Here is a 17,771-nt window from a genome sequence, read left to right as displayed (position 1 = left end):
GGCAGGGCGCCGCTGGGGGAAACATGCGCGGCTTCTGTAACAGCGGCATTGCCCCCCTCATCGCAGGGGGTGAGGAAGAGTAACGCCGGTCAGGGCGTGCCGGCTTCGCCCAGGTCCCACCACATGCCGGCGAAGGCCAGGATGCCTTCGCGCGCGGGTGCGATCAGCAGGTGTTCGTCTGGCCCGTGTTGCTTGCAGCCATTGTAGGAATGCGGAACCCAGACCAGCGGCACGCCGAGGTGGTCCACGAACACGTCCCCCGGCAGCCCGCCCGAGGCATTCGGGATGATCTGCACCTTCTTGCCCAGCGACTTCGCCATGGAGGCCTGCGCCCAGCGCACCCAGGGGTGGTCCGGATCGGTGCGCGAGGCCGACATCCGCATGAAGGAGGTCTGCATCTCGACCTCGGGGAAGCCGTGCGCGTCCAGGTGGTCGCGTATGGCCTTGCCGAAGGTGGCGGGGTCGGAATCGACCGTGTAGCGAATCTGGCAATGCGCGCGCGCATCGGGCGCCACGGCATTCACGGGGTTCTCGGGCCGCCCCGAGATCATCGACAGCACGATCAGGCTGTTCCAGCCGTAGATCTTCTCGGCGCTCGTCAGGCCGGGTTCGCCCCAGCCCTCGTCGATGGTGGCCGCATCGCCGCCGCCGCCGACCGGGCAGCCGGCCAGCACCGAACGAACGGAATTCGGCATGGTCGGCGGCAGGATGCCGCGCACCAGCACGCGCCCGTTGCGGTCCATCATGGAGGTCAGCGCATGCGCCAGGATGATCGCCGGGTCGCGCGTGAGCCCGCCCCAATGGCCCGAATGCACCCCGCCCGGGCGCAGCTTGATCACCAGGTCGAAGTGGAAGGTGCCGCGCGTGCCGGTGGCGATGGTCGGCACCTCGGGCTCCACGCGCGGGCCGTCGGAGGCGATCAGCACATCGGCCTTCAGCTCATCGGCATGGGCGGCGACGAAATCGCGTAGGCCTTTCGAACCGCGCTCCTCCGCCATCTCCAGCACGACCTTGACGTTGAAGCCAAGCTTGCCGCCGCGTTCGGCCAGCACGGCCTCAAGCGCCGCGATGTTCAGCGCGTGCTGGCCCTTGTTGTCGGCGGTGCCGCGGCCGTACCAGAGGCCGTCCTCCTCGGTCAGCACCCAGGGCGTGAGGCCGGCGCGCCACTGGTCTTCCAGCCCGCGCACCGTGTCGCCGTGGCCATATAGCAGCACGGTCGGGCGCGCGGCGTCCTCGACACGCGTCGCGGTCAGGATCGGCCCGAAGCCTTCCAGCGGGTTGGGGCGCACCTGCACATCGAAGCCGAGGCGTTCCAGCCAGGGCCGGATGGCGCCGTTCAGGTAGCGGTCCAGGTCGGCCTCGCGCCCTTCCTCCTGCGCGGTGGACGGGATGGCGACCAGGTCGGTCAGCAGAGCCTTGAATCCGCCGGTGTCGAAGAAGGTGGCGGCACGGGTCAGGGCGCCTTCGCGGCTGGGCATGGCGTAGGCTCCGTCAGACGATCTGGTTCACCAGCGCGGCCTCGCCACGCTGCAGACGCGCGATGTTCTCCATCATGAAGTCCAGCACGTTGTCCTCGTACATATGCGTCTCGCCGCCGGTATGCGGCGTGATCAGCACGTTCGGCATCGCCCAGAGCGGGCTGTCCTGCGGCAGAGGTTCGTCCGCCGTCACGTCCAGCGCGGCACCCTTGATGCGCCCGGCCTGCAGCGTGGCGACCAGCGCCGCCTCGTCCACCACGCGCCCGCGCGCGACATTCACCAGGTGCGCGTCCGGCTTCATCGCCGCCAGTGCGGCCGCGCCCATCAGCCCGCGGGTGTCATCCGTCAGCGGGCAGGCCAGCACCACGAAATCCGCGCGCGGCACCAGCGAGACGAAGTCGCGGAAGGAATGCACCTCGTCCGCGCCCTCCGCGCCGCCCGCCACGTTCTGCCGCACGCCAATGACGTTCATGCCGAGCGCCTTGCACAGCCGCGCGATGCGCCCGCCGATGCGGCCCAGGCCCACCAGCAGCACGGTCTTCCCGCCCGCCTCGTCCTCGCGCTTGGCGAAGTCGCCCTGCATGCCGCGCCAGATGCGCTTCGCCTGGTTGTCGCGCGCTTCCGGGATACGCCGCAGGATCGAGAGCATCAGCGCGATGGCGTGCTCGCTCACCGCATTGGCGTTGATGCCCTGCCCGCTGGCCAGGCGGATCCCCGCACCGCGCAGCACGTCGCGGTCATACTGGTCGGTGCCCGCGCTGGCCGACTGCACGAAGCGCAGCTTCGTCGCGATGGCCGGCAGGTCGTTGCGCCACATGCCCGAGCACACCAGCACATCCGCCTGGCCCACCTGCGCGTCGAGCTCCTCGCGCGACCGCACCTCGATGGCGCGGATGCCGGTGTTGCGCAGCGCGAAGCGGTCCCCGAAGCGGTAGGCCACATGGGCAAAGCAGATGGTCAGTTGGTCGCGCGGCGGCAGCATCGGCGGCTCTCTCCCGGGGGTCGTGTCCGGGCGCGACCGTGACCCCGGGCGGGGTACGGCGCAAGGGGCCTGGGGCGGGGCGTCAGCGCGTGCGGCTGGGGGCCGCGGTGGTCGATCCGCCGCCGCCGCTGCTGCCGCCCGATCCGCCGCCGAGCACCACTGCCAATGCCGCTGCCGCAGCCAACCCCGCCGCGGCCGCGACGCTTGGCCCGGTCAGCGTGTCCCCCTGCGGGTTCGTCACCACGAAGCGCTGCTGCGGCCGTGCGGGCGGTGCCAGGGTGCTGCGCGGCGCGGCGTGGCTGCGCGGGCCGATCACCACGCCAGACCCGCCGGGCACGACCACCGTCTGGGGTTGCGCCAGGGCCATCGCGGGAGCGAGCAGCAGCAAGGCCAACGAGGGGAGATATCGCCACATGGTTGATTAACAGTAGATGACCACGCGCCTCTGGTGCAATGGCGCCTTTCACGCCCGCACCGGCGGGAGGGCGTGCCAAAGCCTCTCCGCCGCGCGCCCCGACCACCGCGGCGAGCAGGGCGAGCACCGCCTCGGTCGCGTGCCCCGGTGGTGCCGCCGCGCGACGGAGCGCTGCTGCGTCCGCGGCCGCCGACAGCGGTTGGCGCGGCCGCGTGAGACCCGCCGCGCGCCTTGTCAGCCGGGCCGTGCGGCCTTAATCCCTCGCAGCACGGGAGAGACGACCCATGGACATGCAGATGCCGACCGACGCCCATGCCGAGATCCGGGAGGAGGTGCGCAAGCTCTGCAGTCGCTTCCCCGGCGAGTATTGGCGTGAACTCGATACCCGCCGCGGCTACCCGACCGAATTCGTGCAGGCGCTGACCGAGGCCGGCTGGCTCTCGGCGCTGATCCCCGAGGAATATGGCGGGTCGGGCCTGCCGCTCTCGGCGGCCGCTGCGATCCTCGAGGAAATCCACGCGACCGGCTGCAACGCCGCCGCCTGCCACGCCCAGATGTACATCATGGGCACGATCCTGAAGCACGGCAGCCCCGAGCAGAAGGCGAAGTACCTGCCCAAGATCGCCACCGGCGAGTTGCGCCTGCAGGCCTTCGGCGTGACGGAGCCGACGTCGGGGACCGACACCACGTCGCTGCGGACCTTCGCGAAGAAGGAGGGCGACAAGTACATCGTCAACGGCCAGAAGATCTGGACCTCGCGCGCCGAGCATTCCGACCTGATGCTGCTGCTGGCCCGCACCACGCCGAAGGACCAGGTCGCCAAGCGCACCGAGGGCCTGTCCACCTTCATCGTCGACATGAAGGCCGCACTCGGCAACGGGCTGACCATCCGCCCCATCCGCACGATGATGAACCACAACTCGTGCGAAGTGTTTTTCGACAACATGGAAGTGCCGGCCGAGAACCTGGTCGGCGTCGAGGGCAAGGGCTTCCGCTACATCCTGGACGGCATGAACGCCGAGCGCCTGCTGATCGCGAGCGAGAGCATCGGCGACGCCAAGTGGTTCATCAACAAGTCGGTCGAGTATTCCAAGCAGCGCGTGCTGTTCGGCCGCCCGATCGGCCAGAACCAGGGCGTGCAGTTCCCGATCGCCAAGGCCTATGCCCAGATGCGCGCCGCCGAGGCGCTGATCCAGAAGGGCCTGCAGAAGTTCGAAGCCCACCTGCCCTGCGGCGAGGAAGCCAACATGGGCAAGATGCTCGGCGCCGATGCAGCCTGGGCGGCGGCGGAAGCCTGCGTGCAGACCCACGGCGGCTTCGGCTTCGCCGAGGAATACGACGTGGAGCGCAAGTTCCGCGAGGCGCGGCTGTACCAGGTCGCGCCTATCAGCACGAACCTGGTGCTGTCGTATATCGGCGAGCATGTGCTGGGGATGCCGCGGAGCTACTGACGTGACGGGCCTGCCCGTCGCCATCGCCTACGACTTCGATGGCACGCTGGCGCCGGGCAACATGCAGGAACACGTCTTCCTGCCGCAGCTCGGCATCGAACCCGCGCAGTTCTGGGCGGAGGCGAATGCCCTGGCGGTCGACCAGCAGGGCGACCGCATCCTCACCTACATGCATCGCATGCTGGAATGGGCGCGCTTCAAGCACCTGCCGGTGCGCCGCGCCGACTGGATCGCGCAGGGCGCGGGCATCAGCCTGTTCCCCGGCGTGGACGAATGGTTCGACCGGATGAACCTCGCTGCGGCCCGGCGCGGCATTGCGCTCGAGCACTACGTCATCTCCTCCGGCCTGCGCGAATTGATCGAGGGCACGTCGATCCGCCGGCAGTTCCGCGCCGTCTTCGCCTCGGGCTTCCTGTATGACGGGTCGGATGTCGCCATCGCGCCGGCCATCGCGGTGAACTACACCACCAAGACGCAGTACCTTTTCCGCATCAACAAGGATGCGCTGGACGTTGCCGACGATGCGGCGGTGAACGCCTTCGTGCCGCAGGACCGGCGCCGTATCCCCTTCCCCAACATGATCTTCATCGGCGACGGCGACACCGACATTCCCTGCTTCCGCACGGTGAAGGAAATGGGCGGGCACTCCGTCGCGGTGTTTCCCGAAGGCGATGCCGGCCGCGCCGCGCGCACACGGGCGCTGATCGCAGAAGGGCGCGTGCATTGCGCGGTGCCCGCCGACTACCGCGAGGGGGCCGCGCTCGAAGCCCGCATCCTCGCCATCCTTGACCTGCTGGCGGCGCGCGCACGCGTCACCGCACCGATGCCGGAGTGAGAAGCATGAGCGGTTCGCGCCCCCTCGAGGGCCTTCTCGTTGTCGCCATGGACCAGGCCGTGGCCGCGCCCTACTGCGCCTCGCGCCTGGCGGATGCCGGCGCGCGCGTCATCAAGATCGAACGGCCCGAGGGCGATTTCGCGCGCGGCTACGACAGCGTGGCGAACGGGCTGTCGTCGTATTTCGTCTGGCTGAACCGCGGCAAGGAGAGCGTCTGCCTCGACATCAAGGCGCCGGAGGACAAGGCGCTGCTCGAACGTCTGATCAGCAAGGCCGATGTTTTCATCCAGAACCTCGCCCCCGGTGCAATGAAGCGCGCGGGCTTCGGCTCGGCGGAGCTCCGCGCGAAGCATCCGCGGCTGATCACCGTGGACATCTCCGGCTATGGCGAGGAAGGCGACTACGCCACCATGAAGGCCTATGACCTGCTGGTGCAGGCGGAATCCGGCCTCGCCTACGTCACCGGCCGTGCGGAAGGCCCGGGCCGCGTCGGCGTCTCCGCCTGCGACATCGCCTGCGGCATGCATGCCTATGCCGCCGTGCTGGAAGCCCTGCTGAGCCGCGGCATCACCGGCCAGGGCAAGGGCATCGCCGTCAGCCTGTTCGACGGCATGGCGGACTGGATGTCCGTGCCGCTGCTGCAATACGAGGGCACCGGCAAGAACCCGCCGCGCATCGGCCTGGCGCACCCCTCCATCTGTCCCTACGGCGCCTTCACCACGAAGGACGGGCACGAGGTGCTGATTGCCATCCAGAACGAGCGCGAATGGGCCACCTTCTGCGCGCATTTCCTGGACGAGCCCGACCTGCCCAGGACCCCGGGCTTCACGGTGAACAACGACCGAGTCGCGCATCGCCCGATGGTGGATGCGCATATCGGCAAGATGTTCGCCGGCCTGACGCGCGACGAATGCGCTGCCAAGCTGCGCCGCGCGAACACCGCCTATGGCTTCGTGAACGATTGCGGCGGGCTGCAGAACCACCCGGCGCTGAAGCGCGCCCCGGTCCAGACCGAGAAGGGGCCGGTGCCGATCGCGCTGCCGCCCGCGCGCCTGTCCGATGGCGTGCGGCCGTTCGGTCCGGTGCCAGCGCTCGGACAGCACACCGATGCGGTGCGGGCGGAATTCGCGGCCTGATCAGCCCGACCGTCGGAAGAAGGCGAAGGGCCCGCGCGGCGGCGGGATGTTCACCGCGGGCTGCGCCACCGGTGCGGTCACGGCCGGCCGGCCGACCATCATGATCGGCGCCGATCGGTAGGCATCGAGGCCCCGGCCCTGCCCCGCCCCGGCACCGCCCGCCGGCAGCGGGATGATCCGCGCGCGATCGCCGCCCTGGGCGAGGCCCGTGGCACCGCGCGCAGCGCCCAGCGCCGCCAGCGCCATCGCCTCCGCCGCGCCATCACCGCTCGGCCGGTTCTGTTCCTGCGCCCAGGCGGCGAGCACCCGTGCCCGATAGGGCTCGGCCCGTTCGGGCGTCTGGGAGTGATAGTGGCCGGCGGCGCGCGCCCAGTCGTTCCGAGTCGATTGCAGTTCGGTCAGGAAGCGCGCCGCATAGCGGGCATTCGTCAACGGGTCGAAGGCCTGTTCCAGGGTCGGAAAGGCGTTCGGGTGGTGGTGCAGGTTCACCTGCATGCAGCCGACATCGATGATGCGGACACCACGGGACTGGAGTTGCCGCACCTCGGCAATCGCTGCCTCCCGGGTCGGGAAATACATGCCGCGGCCCTCGGCGTTGATGGTCCAGGGCCAGGGGGCGAAGCGCCCGGTGACGGGGTCTCGGCGGCCCGACTCCACGCGGCCGATCGCCTGCAGCAGGCCGGCGGGGATGGCTGCCTCGCGCTCGGCGGCGCTGATGGCGCCGCGGCAGGCCAGGCCGGGATCGGCAGCTGGCTGCGCCCGAGCCGCCGCCGGGACCGCCAGCGCCAGCATCGTGGCGGCAAGCAGCGCCAGCGTCCGGCGCGATCGATGCGTCGCCGTGACTCGGGAAAATGCGTGTTCAGCAGGCAAGGACGGGGCGGAATCACGCGCATGGCGCGTCGTTGGGCATCGCTGGGCGTCGGCAGGCATGGATAGCCATGCGCAACAGCCGTGCCACGCAACAAATATGCGCTGGCATGGGGTTTCGCGCCTTTATGCTGCGCTGCAAAAAAGCCCTTGCGGCTCCTCCGGCAGGCTCCTATTTTCCTTGAGGCAGCGGTGAGGCCTTGCCTCCCACTGCTTTTCTTGGACGTTTCCTCCCTAAACTTGGCGGTGCCTTCGGGCACCGCCTTCTTTTTTGGGGGCGTCCGGGAGCAAGGCCTTCTCTGGCCATGCTGCACCGCATCATGGGCGCAGGAAGGTCCAGTCCGTCCGCCCGAGCACGTCGATCAGGGTGGTCAGGTCCCGCGCCAGCGGCGCGAGGCCGGGCGCGCGCTCGATCCGCGTCTCGTCCATGTACAGCGCGCGCGCGATCTCGATCTGCAGCGCATGGGTGCCGTCCCGCGGGCGCCCGTAGTGGCGCGTGACATAGCCCCCGGCATAGGGGTCGTTACGCCGGACGCGATAGCCCTGCCCGGTCAACACCTCCTCCACGATCCGCGTCGCGCGGGGGGCGCAGGCGGTCCCGTGCGCATCGCCCAGCACCATGTCCGGCGGATGCGCGGCCTGCGCCGGGTGGGCCGGCATGGAATGGCAATCGACCAGCAGGCACACGCCGAAGCGGGCCCGGGTCTCGGCGATCAGTTCGGCCAGGGCGGCGTGGTAAGGCTCCCAGCAGGCGCGGATGCGGGCCTCGGCCTCGGCGAAGGACAGCCGGCGGCGATACACGGTCTCCCCGGTCGCGACGATGCGCGCGATGGTCCCCAGGCCCGCCCCCACGCGGGGGCTCGATGTGTTCACCCAGGGCGGCAGCGGCCCGTCGAACATGGTGGGGTCGAGTTCCCAGGGTTCGCGGTTCACGTCGCACCAGACCCGCGGGAAGGTGGCAGCGATCAGCGGCGCGCCATGCGCCGGGGCGGCGGCGAACAGTTCGTCGACGAAGCTGTCCTCGCTGCGGCGTAGCGCGAGCGGCGCCAGGCGCGCCTGCGCCAGTAGCTGCGCCGGGTAGTCCTGCCCGGAATGCGGAGAGGCAAAGACGACGGGCATCGTCTGCCGCGCGGGCCGGATGATGACGAGCGGGTCCGCCGCGCGCGCTTCGGTCTGGGCAGGAAGGTCCATGCGCCACCGACCAAACCATAGCGACCGCGTCATGTCACGCGGCCAGCGCGCCCGCGCCCCGGTTAGCGAAATAGTCAGCAGCGCCTGCCACCTTCCGCCCGATGTCCGGCAAGACACGAGGCGCGAAGGGCGGCGGCACGATCGTGATCCGTCGCGAGGAAGGCGGCGAGCACGGCCACCATGGAGGCGCGTGGAAGGTCGCCTATGCGGACTTCGTCACCGCCATGATGGCGTTCTTCCTGCTGATGTGGCTGCTGAACGCCACCACCGAGGAACAGCGCCGGGGCCTGGCAGACTACTTCGCGCCCACCAACCTACTGGCGCGGTCGGTGTCCGGTTCCGGGCAGCCCTTCGGCGGCCAGACCCCCAACGACAACGGCAACGTCACCTCGACCACCGGGGCCACCACCATCCAGCCCGGCCAGGTGCCCGTAGTCATGGATATCGAGGAAGACGACACCGACACCCCCGCCCGCCCCATGCCGCGCCGCGAAGGCCCAGAGGCGCGCGAAGATGCCGAGGACCCGCGCCTGGTGGTTCAGACGCCGCCCGGCGCCCATGCCGGCCCCGAACAGCCCCGCGGCGGCCCCTCAGCGACCCCCGCCCCGGAAGCAACACCCGAGGCGCTCGGCGAGGCCGAGTTGCGCCGCGAACTCGCCCGGCGCGAGCGCGAGGCCTTCGAGCAGGCAGCCGAGCAGATCCGTGAGGCGATCGCCGCCGACCCGGCGCTGGCCGATCTCGCGCGCCAGATGCTGGTCGAACAGACGCCCGAGGGGCTGCGCATCCAGCTGGTGGATGCCGAGCGCCAGCCGATGTTCGCGCTCGGCGGCGCTGCGCCGAACGATCGTGCGCGTGCGCTGCTGGCCCGTGTGGCCCAGGCGGCAATGCGCCTGCCCAACCCGATCGCCATTTCCGGCCACACCGACTCCACGCCCTTCCGCGGCGGGGGCGAGCGCAGCAACTGGGACCTTTCGGCCGACCGCGCCAACACCACGCGCCGCCTGCTGATCGAAGGCGGCCTGGCGGAGGGGCGCATCCGGTCGGTGACCGGCAACGCCGACCGCGACCCGCTGCTGCCCGACCAGCCGACGGCCGCGGCCAACCGGCGCGTGTCGATCACCCTGCTGCGCCAGAACCGGGACGAGCCCGTGCGATGACCACCATCCTCGGCATCGTCGTGCTGTTCGTCATGGTGTTCGGCGGCTACATGCTGGCCGGCGGCAAGTTCGACATCATCATCAAGGCCCTGCCCTTCGAACTGATGATGATCGGCGGTGCGGCGGTCGGTGCCTTCCTGTCGTCGAATTCGATGCACGACGTGAAGCACACGCTGGGCGGCTTCGGGAAGATCATCAAGGGCGCGCGCTTCCACAAGCAGGACTACACCGAGATCCTGTCGCTGCTGTACTTCCTGGTGCGCCTTGCCCAGACCAAGGGACCGATGGCGCTGGAACCGCACATCGAAAAGCCCGACGAGAGCGCGGCTTTCCAGAAGTTTCCCAAGATCGCCGCCGACCACCACGCGGTGATGATGATCTGCGACTACCTGCGCATGGTCGGCATGAATGCCGACGACCCGCACCAGATCGAGGACGTGATGGGTCGCGAGCTCAAGAAGGTGAAGGAGGAGGAGATGCACCCCTCCCACGCGCTGCAGGGCATGGCGGATGCGCTGCCCGCGCTCGGCATCGTCGCCGCCGTGCTCGGCGTCATCAAGACCATGGCATCGATCAGCGAGCCGCCGGCGGTGCTGGGCAAGATGATCGGCGGCGCGCTGGTGGGCACGTTCCTCGGCGTGTTCCTCGCCTATGGCATCGTAGGGCCGATGGCCACGCGGCTGAAGGGCGTGGTGGACGAGGAAGCGCGCTACTACGACGTGATCAAGGCGGTGATCGTGGCGCATCTGCACGGCAATGCGCCGCAGGTCGCCGTCGAGACCGGGCGCAAGCTGGTGCCCAGCGCCTATATGCCGACCTTCCAGGAGCTCGAGCAGTCGCTGCAGGAACTCCAGATCGCCTGACGGCGCAAGTCAGTCGCCCCCGCCGGCGCGGTTGCGCCGTCGCGACGCGGGGTCGTGCAGTTCGCGCGCGCACGACCGGCCGCGTTTGCCAAGGCGACGATGATCATGACGAAACATCAAGCCCGTCAGCGCGACACCGTCCGGCAGATCGATAGAGGCGTCGTTTCTGCGCTCAGCGCAGCGTCACCTCGGCGGTCTTGTCCGCGTAGTCCTCCTTGGGATCGATGCCGAGCAGCATCTTGATGCCGGCGACGAAGTTGCGCTCGTTCAGCCAGATCTCGGCGCTTTCGGTGTCGAGGCGCAGGAGCACCAAGTTCGGATCATCCTTGCCGCCGTCAAACCAGGCGGCGATGAAGCGATTCCACAGCCGGTCAATCACCTCGCGATCCGTGGCGACCGCCACGCTGCCATGAACGGTCGCGAACAGATCGTGGCCCTTGGAGACGAAGGTCGCGATGGCACGGTTCCCACGGTCCAACGCATTCACGATGCCATTGTCCTTCGACGTGAAGAACCAGATCGGCCCGTGCGGGCCCTCGATCTGCGCGGTCATCGGGCGGGCATGACCGTCCTCGACGCCATCGAGGCCGAGCATCATGGTCATGTCCGACCCCAGGCTGTCCCAGAACTTCGCGCGGAGTTCAGCATCGTTCGACATCGGGTGTCTCCTGCATGTCGCAGGGCAACACCCGGCCCGTCGATAAGTTGCGCGCGGACCCTCGACGAACGTGCCAGGATCGCGCCGGCGGCGTAGCGGACGCAGCGGTGATGCGCGTAGCGGTCGCGCAAACCCCGCACGATCCGCCGCTCAGCGCCAGGTTGAGCCATGCCCACCAGGCCACGCCTCCGGGACCCTGGCGCTGCCGCTACGGGATCAGACCGGCGCGGGCTGTCGGAAGGCGCCGAATGGCGCCTTCGCAACCGGTCGCTCAGCCCGCCTGCGAGCGGAGATAGGCGATCACGTCGTTGATCTGCTGTTCGTTGCGCAGCCCGGGGAAGGACATGATGCCCTGCGGTGCGACATCCTTCGGGTTGCGCAGATAGGCGCGCAGATTGTCCGCATTCCAGACATGCCCCTGCTCGCCCAGGGTTCGTAGGTTCGCGGAGTAGCGGAAATTCTCGATGCTGGCGGCGCGACGGCCGAAGACCGTGTGCAGGTTGGGCCCGACGCCGTTGCGGCCATTGTTCTCGACGACGTGGCAGGCGCGGCACTGGTTGAACACACGCTGGCCGGCGGCGGGGTCGCCCGCCGCGTCCTGCGCGGTCGCTGGTCCGGCAAGGGCGAGCATGGCAAGACCCGCAAGCGCGGGGGCGATGGCACGCGGCAGCATCATCTGACGGATCCCTCGGAAACGCGCCCCTGTCGGGCGCTGACGAAGCGCCTTCTACGCGCCCACGCATGACGCAGCGCAAGTCGCGGGATGAAGATCATGTCATCCGCATCGGCGCGACCCGCGTGCGGGGTTACGTCTCCCGGCCGTAGATGCGCCGCGCGGCCTCGGGGCTCACCAGGCCGTCCTCGACATCGCGCTGCACCAGCGCGGGGTCGCGATCCTTCGGGTCGCCCATGCCGCCGCCACCAGGCAGTTTCAGCAGCAGGCGCCGGCCCTTCGGAATGATCTGGAAGCCCTTCGTGCGCAGCACCGTGCCGTTGGCGTCGTTCATGCCGACCCAGCCGGCCGCGCCCTCGCCGCCGCCATCGCGGCCCTTGGGCGGGTTCGCCACGCGGTCGAAGATGGCGTTGACGGCGAATTCGGCATCGCCCTTGGCACCGATCTCCATCACCTGGCCGAATCCGCCGCGGGTGCGGCCGGCGCCGGCGGAGTCCGGACGGAGCTGCTTCTGCCAGAAGATGACAGGGGCGACATTCTCGGTCGCTTCCACCGGCATGGTGCGCACGCCGGAGGGGAAGGCCGTGCCGTCGAGGCCGTCCTTGGACGGGCGCGCACCGGTGCCGCCGGAGTTGAAGGTGATGATCTCGAAATCCTCGGTCTCCGCCGCCTGGCCCGAGACCTGCGAGCCTCCGCGCAACGGCGGGTTCCACAGGGCCGAGGAGCCTTCGGCATTGACACGATCCGGTATCGCCTGGTGCAGGCAGCCCATCATCAGGTCAGGGATGAGCTGGCCCACCACATGCCGCACGCTGACCGGATAGGGCCGCGGCGCGTTCAGGATGCAGCCTTCCGGGATCTCCATCTGGAACGGCATGAGCGAGGCCCAGTTGTTCGGCACTTCCGGGGCCACCACGCACTTGATCCCGAAGCAGGCATAGGCGCGGCAGTACGCGGGCGGGACGTTGATGCCGCGGTTCGACAGGCCGGAGGTGCCGGCGAAGTCCACCACGATGCGGTCGTCATGGATGGTCATGGCGGCCTTCATCGTGACGGGCGCTTCGTAGCCGTCCGACTTGATCGAGCCGTGATAGGTACCGCGCGGCAGTTTCGCGATCTCGGCGAGCGTCGCGCGGGTGCTCGCTTCGAAGATGTAGCCGCCGAGGTCGTCGAGGCTGTCCATGTGGAACTCGTCCATCATTTCCACCAGCCGCTTTGCCCCCGCGTCGTTGCAGGCGCACAGGGAATAGATGTCGCCTTCCAGTTCGACCGGCGTGCGGGAGCCCGCGCGGATGAAGTCGAAGAAGGTCTCGTTCGGCACGTTGCGGTCGAAGCACTTCACGATGGGGATATAGAGGCCTTCCTCGAAGACCGACCGCCCCTCCGGCCCCATGCCCAGGCCGCCGATATCGATGATGTGCGCGGTGTTGGCGAACAGCCCGACGATCTCGCCCCGGCGGAAGGCGGGCGTCACCACCGTCAGGTCATGCAGGTGGCCCGTCGCGAGCCAGGGGTCGTTGGTGATGTAGTGGTCGCCCGGCTTCATCGTGTGCGCCGGGAACTTCTTCAGGAAATGCCCGACCGATTCCGCCATGGAATTCACATGACCCGGCGTGCCGGTGACGGCCTGCGCGAGCATGCGGCCCTCGAGGTCGAACACGCCCGCGGAAAGGTCACCCGCCTCGCGCACCGTGGTGCTGAAGGCGGTGCGGATCATGGTCTGCGCCTGTTCCTCGACCACCGCGATCAGGCGGTTCCACTGGATCTGGCGCTGGATGGTGGCGAGTGCGCCGGTCTGCTTGCTCATCACGCGGCCTCCTGCGTCAGGTCGAGGTAGCCCAGCCCATCCATCCGGCAGGTCCAGCCTGGCCCCACCAGCGTGCTGGTCTCGGCTTCCGCCACGATGGCGGGGCCGGCGATGGTCGCGCCGGGTGTCATGTGGTCGCGGTCATAAACCGGCCATTCGGTCACTTCGCCGCTGGCGGTGTCGCGAACCATGTGGGTGCGGATCGGCTTCGGCGCCGCGCTGTCGGCAACCGGCGCGGCAGGGTTCACCGGCGCTTCGACCGTGCGCACGGTGACGGCGAAGGACAGGATTTCCACATCCGACCCCGGCACAGGCCGGTCGTAGAAGCGCGTGTATTCGCTGTCGTACAGCGCGCGAATCTCGGCCACGTCGGCCGCAGTCAGCGCACGCGAGGGCAGCGGGACGGAAATTTCGTGCCCCTGCCCGACGTAGCGCATGTAGGCGATGCGCGTTTCCTCGACCGGCGCGTCGAAGGCGCCCTCGGCGACCACCTTCGTCGCTTCCGCCGACATCGACGCCAGCAGCCCGTTCACCGCGGCAAGGTCGAAGGTCCCGAAGCGCTGGTACAGCGACTTCACCACCTCATACGCCACGGGCGCGCGCAGGAAGCCGATCGCGGACCCGACGCCGGCGCCGGAGGGCACCAGCATGCGCTTCACGCCGATCTTCTCCGCCACGCGATAGCCATGCACCGGCCCACCACCGCCGAAGGCAATGACGATGCGGCCCTCGTAGCCCTTGCCGGATTCAATGGCGTGCACGCGCGCGGCGTTTGCCATGTTCTCATCGACCATCTCGACCACACCGAGCCCGGCCATGTCGCCCGACAGGCCAAGCTTGCTGCCGACATGTTCGGCCAGCGCCGCGCGCGACAGGTCCGGCTTCAACGGCAGCGACCCACCCGCGAACAGGTTCGGCTCGTAGCGCCCGAGCGACAGGTTCGCATCCGTCACCGCCGGATGCGTGCCGCCACGCCCGTAGCAGGCCGGCCCCGGATCGGCGCCGGCGGATTCCGGCCCCACCTGGATGCGCCCCATGCTGTCCACCTGCGCGATGGAACCGCCGCCGGCGCCAATCTCCACCATCTCGATCACCGGGATGCGCAGCGGCAGACCGGATCCCTTCTTGAAGCGCCCGACGCGCGCGACTTCGAAGGTGCGCGACGCCTGCGGCTGGAAGGAATCGATCAGGCAGATCTTCGCCGTGGTGCCGCCCATGTCGAAGGACAGCACCTTGTCGAAGCCGCGCTGCTTCGCGACGAACGCCGAGAAAATGGCACCCCCCGCCGGGCCGGATTCCACCAGGCGGATCGGGAAGCGCGACGCCGTCTCGATGGTGGTGAGCCCACCGCCCGAAAGCATCAGGAACAGCGGGCAGGAAACCCCCGCCGCGCGCAGCCCGGTCTCGAGCCGGCCCAGATAGGTCGCCATCAACGGCTGCACGTAGGCATTGGCGACGGTGGTGGAGAAGCGCTCCCATTCGCGCATCTCGGGCGAGACATCGGAGGACAGCGAGACCGGCATCCCCGGCCACATCTCCCGCACGATCTCGGCCGCGCGGCGTTCATGCGCAGGGTTCACGAAGGCATGGAGGAAGCCGATCGCCAGGCTCTCGATCCCCTCGCCCTTCAGGAACTCAATCTGCGCGCGCACCGCGGCTTCATCCAGGGGCACCAGCACCTTGCCGGTATTGTCGAGGCGTTCCGGCACGCTCACGCGCCAGCGACGGCGCACCAGCGGCTGCGGCAATTCGATGTTGAGGTCGTACTGGTCGTAGCGCGCCTCGTTCGCCAGCGCGAGCACGTCGCGGAAGCCATCGGTCGTCAACAGCGCGGTCTTCGCACCCTTGCGTTCGATGATCGCGTTCGTCGCGAGCGTCGTGCCGTGGATGACCAGTGCGAGATCCGCCGGCGCCATCCCGGCCTTGGCCAGCACCTGCGCAACACCCTCCAGCACGCCCTTCTCGGGCGCGGCTGGCGTGGTCAACACCTTGGCGGTCCAGCGCTGGTCGCCGCGCTCGATGGCCAGGTCGGTGAAGGTTCCGCCGATATCGACGGCCAGGCGCGCGGTCACTGCGCGGCCTCCGCCGCCCAGCGCTGCACCACGGCACAAGCCGCCGCGAAGTCTTCCATACGCATGTCTTCCTTCGGATTGTGGCTGCCGTGCTGGTTGCGCACGAACAGCATGCCGGCCGGGATTTTCGCCTCGGCGAAGGCGGCCGCGTCGTGGCCGCCGCCCGACGCCATCTCGCGATGCGGAATGCCCAGCGCCTGCGCGGCGCGCCGCAGCCCGGCGCGTATGTCCGCGTCCATCGGGCTCGCGCGGCTGCCGGTCTCCGGTCCGTTATCGAAGCGCACGCCGCGGCGCGCGGCGATCTCGTCCATGAAACGGTGCAGCGCTTCGAACATCATGTCGCAGGCGTGGGGCGAGACGCTGCGCACATCCAACTGGAAGGTCGCCTCGCCGGCGATCTTGGTGAAACCGGCCTCCGCCGTCGTCGCCATGGTGCAGAAGGTGCACACCAGCACGTGCCCCATGGCATCGAGCCGGCACCATTCCTCGTCCATGCGATACGCCAGTTCCGCCAGCGCCGCAGCCGCATCGCGGCGGTACTTGCGCGGCGTGCCGCCCGAATGATTGGTCTCGCCGACCACACGCGCCGCGCGCAGCCGCCGGCTGCCGGGAATGCCGGTCACGATGCCGACCGGGATGCGTTCCGCGTCCAGCACCGGCCCCTGTTCGATATGCAGTTCCAGATAAGCCGCGACATTGTGCGGGCCGATCGCGTGTTCGCCGCGCGCCACCGCGTCCGGGTCGAAGCCTTCCTCGCGCATGTGGTCGGCCAGCGCGCGGCCGCTGTCCTGCCGAGCGATCGCAAGCCCGTCGGGCTTCATCAGCCCGAGCGCCATGCGCGACCCGGGATAGGAGACCGGGAACCAGGCGCCGGCCTCCTCCGCGCGGATCGCCATGACCGTGACGTCACGCCCCGGCACGAAGCCCGCGCGCTTCATCCCGGCCACTGCCGCCATGCCCGCCAGCACGCCGGCGGCGCCATCGTAGTTGCCACCGTTGCGCACGCTGTCCAGGTGGCTGCCGATGATGATCCGCTTCGCCGCGCGATCCGTCCCCGGCAGCGTCATGTAGAGGTTGCCCGCGACATCGACGCTGCTCTCGAGCCCGATGCGATCCGCGGCCGCGCGCACCAGCGCATGCGCCATGCGTTCGCCGGGGCCATAGGCCTCGCGCGTCACGCCCTCGCCATCCGCGCTGCCGGCGCGCAGCCCGGCAAACAGCTCCGCGGCCAGATCCACATCGGGCGTCAGGTTCGGCAGCATCGTCGCGATCCTCGGCAGCACGGAAGCAGGTGGCGGGGCGCGCCGGCGCCCCGCCGGTCACTCACAGCATCGAGCGCACACGCCCGCCGTCCACCCGCACCATGGTACCCGTGATGTAGGCGCCGGTGGTCCCGGCCAGGAAGGCGCCCATCGGGCCGTATTCGCCGGGCTGGCCGATGCGCCCCGCGGGCACTTCCTTGCCGGCGCGCGCCACTTCCTCCTCGACGCTGACACCCGCCTTCTGCGCGCGCACCGTGGCGGTCTGCGTGATGCGGTCAGTCAGGATCGACCCGGGGGCGAGGATGTTCATCGTGACTCCATCCGCCGCCACTTCCGCCGAAAGCGTCTTGAGCCAGGCCCAGATCGACGCGCGCAGCGTATTCGACAGCGCCAGCGTCGGGATCGGGTGCTGCATGCCCGACGACCCCACCACGATCACGCGCCCGTACTTCTGCGCGCGCATCGCGGGCATCAGCCGCATGGTGATGCGGATCGGCGAGACCACGATGTTCTGGAACCACTTGACCAGGTCCTCCTCCTTCATGTCGGAGGCCGTACAGACCGGCGGTCCGCCGTGGTTCAGCACCAGGATATCCACACCGCCCATCGCCTTCGTCGCGGTGTCGGCCAGCATGTCCATCTGCTCGCCGGAGGACACGTCCGCGACCACGGTGACCACACCCTGCGCACCGAGCGCCTTCAGTTCGCCCGCTGCCTTCTCCATCGCGGCCGCGTCGCGCCCGCTGATGGTCAGCACGGCGCCTTCGGCCGCCAGCGCATCGGCAATCGACCGCCCGAGGCCCTTCGCCCCGCCCATCACCAGTGCGCGCTTGCCCTTCAGACCGAGATCCATTCGCCCATTCCTTCACGCTGCCGTGGAACCGGGCCGGACCCTGCCCCCTCGGTCGCCCCCTGGCAAGACGG

Annotated in this window: 16 protein-coding genes and 1 pseudogene; 6 read left to right on the top strand and 11 right to left on the bottom strand. The window is 69.3% G+C overall.

Annotated features, from left to right (window positions below):
- Positions 1 to 89: 89 nt before the first annotated feature.
- From MWM08_RS08760 to MWM08_RS08750, 3 genes are all read right to left on the bottom strand, one after another.
- Entirely contained in the window at positions 90 to 1,478 is a 1,389-nt protein-coding gene (locus tag MWM08_RS08760) for a M20 family metallopeptidase (protein ID WP_244459064.1), read from the bottom strand.
- A gap of 13 nt (positions 1,479 to 1,491) precedes the next feature.
- Positions 1,492 to 2,460 carry a D-2-hydroxyacid dehydrogenase gene (locus tag MWM08_RS08755; protein ID WP_244459063.1) on the bottom strand — a complete coding sequence of 323 codons (969 nt, stop codon included), beginning with the start codon at positions 2,458 to 2,460 and terminating at the stop codon, positions 1,492 to 1,494.
- Between the two features lie 82 nt (positions 2,461 to 2,542).
- On the bottom strand, positions 2,543 to 2,854 hold the full coding sequence (locus tag MWM08_RS08750; RefSeq protein ID WP_244459062.1) for a hypothetical protein: 312 nt from the start codon (positions 2,852 to 2,854) through the stop codon (positions 2,543 to 2,545).
- Positions 2,855 to 3,159: 305 nt separating this feature from the next.
- On the opposite strand from MWM08_RS08750, the gene MWM08_RS08745 reads away from it, so the two are divergent.
- Genes MWM08_RS08745 through MWM08_RS08735 form a run of 3 tightly spaced genes read left to right on the top strand, consistent with a single transcriptional unit; the run spans position 3,160 to position 6,297 of the window.
- Positions 3,160 to 4,326 (top strand): acyl-CoA dehydrogenase family protein, encoded by a 1,167-nt coding sequence (locus tag MWM08_RS08745; RefSeq protein ID WP_341482862.1) that lies wholly within the window; start codon positions 3,160 to 3,162, stop codon positions 4,324 to 4,326.
- A 1-nt stretch (position 4,327) separates the two neighbouring features.
- On the top strand, positions 4,328 to 5,161 hold the full coding sequence (locus tag MWM08_RS08740; RefSeq protein WP_244459061.1) for an HAD family hydrolase: 834 nt from the start codon (positions 4,328 to 4,330) through the stop codon (positions 5,159 to 5,161).
- 5 nt (positions 5,162 to 5,166) lie between these two features.
- Positions 5,167 to 6,297 carry a CaiB/BaiF CoA transferase family protein gene (locus MWM08_RS08735; protein ID WP_244459060.1) on the top strand — a complete coding sequence of 377 codons (1,131 nt, stop codon included), beginning with the start codon at positions 5,167 to 5,169 and terminating at the stop codon, positions 6,295 to 6,297.
- On the opposite strand, the gene MWM08_RS08730 is transcribed toward MWM08_RS08735, so the two are convergent.
- Both MWM08_RS08730 and MWM08_RS08725 read right to left on the bottom strand, forming a co-directional pair.
- Entirely contained in the window at positions 6,298 to 7,089 is a 792-nt protein-coding gene (locus MWM08_RS08730; protein ID WP_244459059.1) for a transglycosylase SLT domain-containing protein, read from the bottom strand.
- A 393-nt stretch (positions 7,090 to 7,482) separates the two neighbouring features.
- On the bottom strand, positions 7,483 to 8,355 hold the full coding sequence (locus tag MWM08_RS08725) for an N-formylglutamate amidohydrolase (RefSeq protein WP_244459058.1): 873 nt from the start codon (positions 8,353 to 8,355) through the stop codon (positions 7,483 to 7,485).
- 101 nt (positions 8,356 to 8,456) lie between these two features.
- Between MWM08_RS08725 and MWM08_RS08720 the strand changes: the two genes are divergently transcribed.
- Both MWM08_RS08720 and motA read left to right on the top strand, forming a co-directional pair.
- A complete protein-coding gene (locus tag MWM08_RS08720) occupies positions 8,457 to 9,512 on the top strand; it encodes a flagellar motor protein MotB (RefSeq protein ID WP_244459057.1) in 1,056 nt (351 codons plus the stop codon).
- A complete protein-coding gene (gene motA / locus MWM08_RS08715; protein WP_244459056.1) occupies positions 9,509 to 10,375 on the top strand; it encodes a flagellar motor stator protein MotA in 867 nt (288 codons plus the stop codon). Before MWM08_RS08720 ends, motA begins: the two co-directional genes overlap by 4 nt.
- A 172-nt stretch (positions 10,376 to 10,547) precedes the next feature.
- Here the strand turns inward: motA and MWM08_RS08710 are convergent, their stop codons facing one another.
- Both MWM08_RS08710 and MWM08_RS08705 read right to left on the bottom strand, forming a co-directional pair.
- Positions 10,548 to 11,033 carry a pyridoxamine 5'-phosphate oxidase family protein gene (locus MWM08_RS08710; protein WP_244459055.1) on the bottom strand — a complete coding sequence of 162 codons (486 nt, stop codon included), beginning with the start codon at positions 11,031 to 11,033 and terminating at the stop codon, positions 10,548 to 10,550.
- A 271-nt stretch (positions 11,034 to 11,304) separates the two neighbouring features.
- Complete coding sequence (locus MWM08_RS08705; RefSeq protein WP_423816022.1) at positions 11,305 to 11,664, bottom strand: c-type cytochrome; 360 nt, start codon at positions 11,662 to 11,664, stop codon at positions 11,305 to 11,307.
- On the opposite strand from MWM08_RS08705, the pseudogene MWM08_RS26515 reads away from it, so the two are divergent.
- A pseudogene (locus MWM08_RS26515) lies at positions 11,621 to 11,713 on the top strand (hypothetical protein); the annotation flags it as partial. The gene MWM08_RS08705 and the pseudogene MWM08_RS26515 overlap by 44 nt on opposite strands.
- A gap of 126 nt (positions 11,714 to 11,839) precedes the next feature.
- Here MWM08_RS26515 and MWM08_RS08700 read toward each other — a convergent pair.
- From MWM08_RS08700 to MWM08_RS08685, 4 genes are all read right to left on the bottom strand, one after another.
- Entirely contained in the window at positions 11,840 to 13,513 is a 1,674-nt protein-coding gene (locus tag MWM08_RS08700; protein ID WP_244459053.1) for a hydantoinase B/oxoprolinase family protein, read from the bottom strand.
- Positions 13,513 to 15,585, bottom strand: coding sequence for a hydantoinase/oxoprolinase family protein (locus MWM08_RS08695; protein WP_244459052.1), 2,073 nt, complete (start codon positions 15,583 to 15,585; stop codon positions 13,513 to 13,515). The genes MWM08_RS08700 and MWM08_RS08695 overlap by 1 nt, the downstream gene beginning before the upstream one ends.
- The gene (locus MWM08_RS08690; RefSeq protein WP_244459051.1) at positions 15,582 to 16,847 is read right to left on the bottom strand and encodes a Zn-dependent hydrolase; all 1,266 of its coding nucleotides are present in this window, start codon (positions 16,845 to 16,847) and stop codon (positions 15,582 to 15,584) included. The genes MWM08_RS08695 and MWM08_RS08690 overlap by 4 nt, the downstream gene beginning before the upstream one ends.
- A gap of 61 nt (positions 16,848 to 16,908) precedes the next feature.
- On the bottom strand, positions 16,909 to 17,700 hold the full coding sequence (locus MWM08_RS08685) for an SDR family oxidoreductase (RefSeq protein ID WP_244459050.1): 792 nt from the start codon (positions 17,698 to 17,700) through the stop codon (positions 16,909 to 16,911).
- Between the last annotated feature and the right edge of the window lie 71 nt (positions 17,701 to 17,771).

The organism is Roseomonas fluvialis (genome assembly GCF_022846615.1).
GTDB classification, from domain to species: Bacteria; Pseudomonadota; Alphaproteobacteria; order Acetobacterales; family Acetobacteraceae; genus Neoroseomonas; species Neoroseomonas fluvialis.
This window is presented reverse-complemented; position numbering and strand designations above follow the sequence as displayed.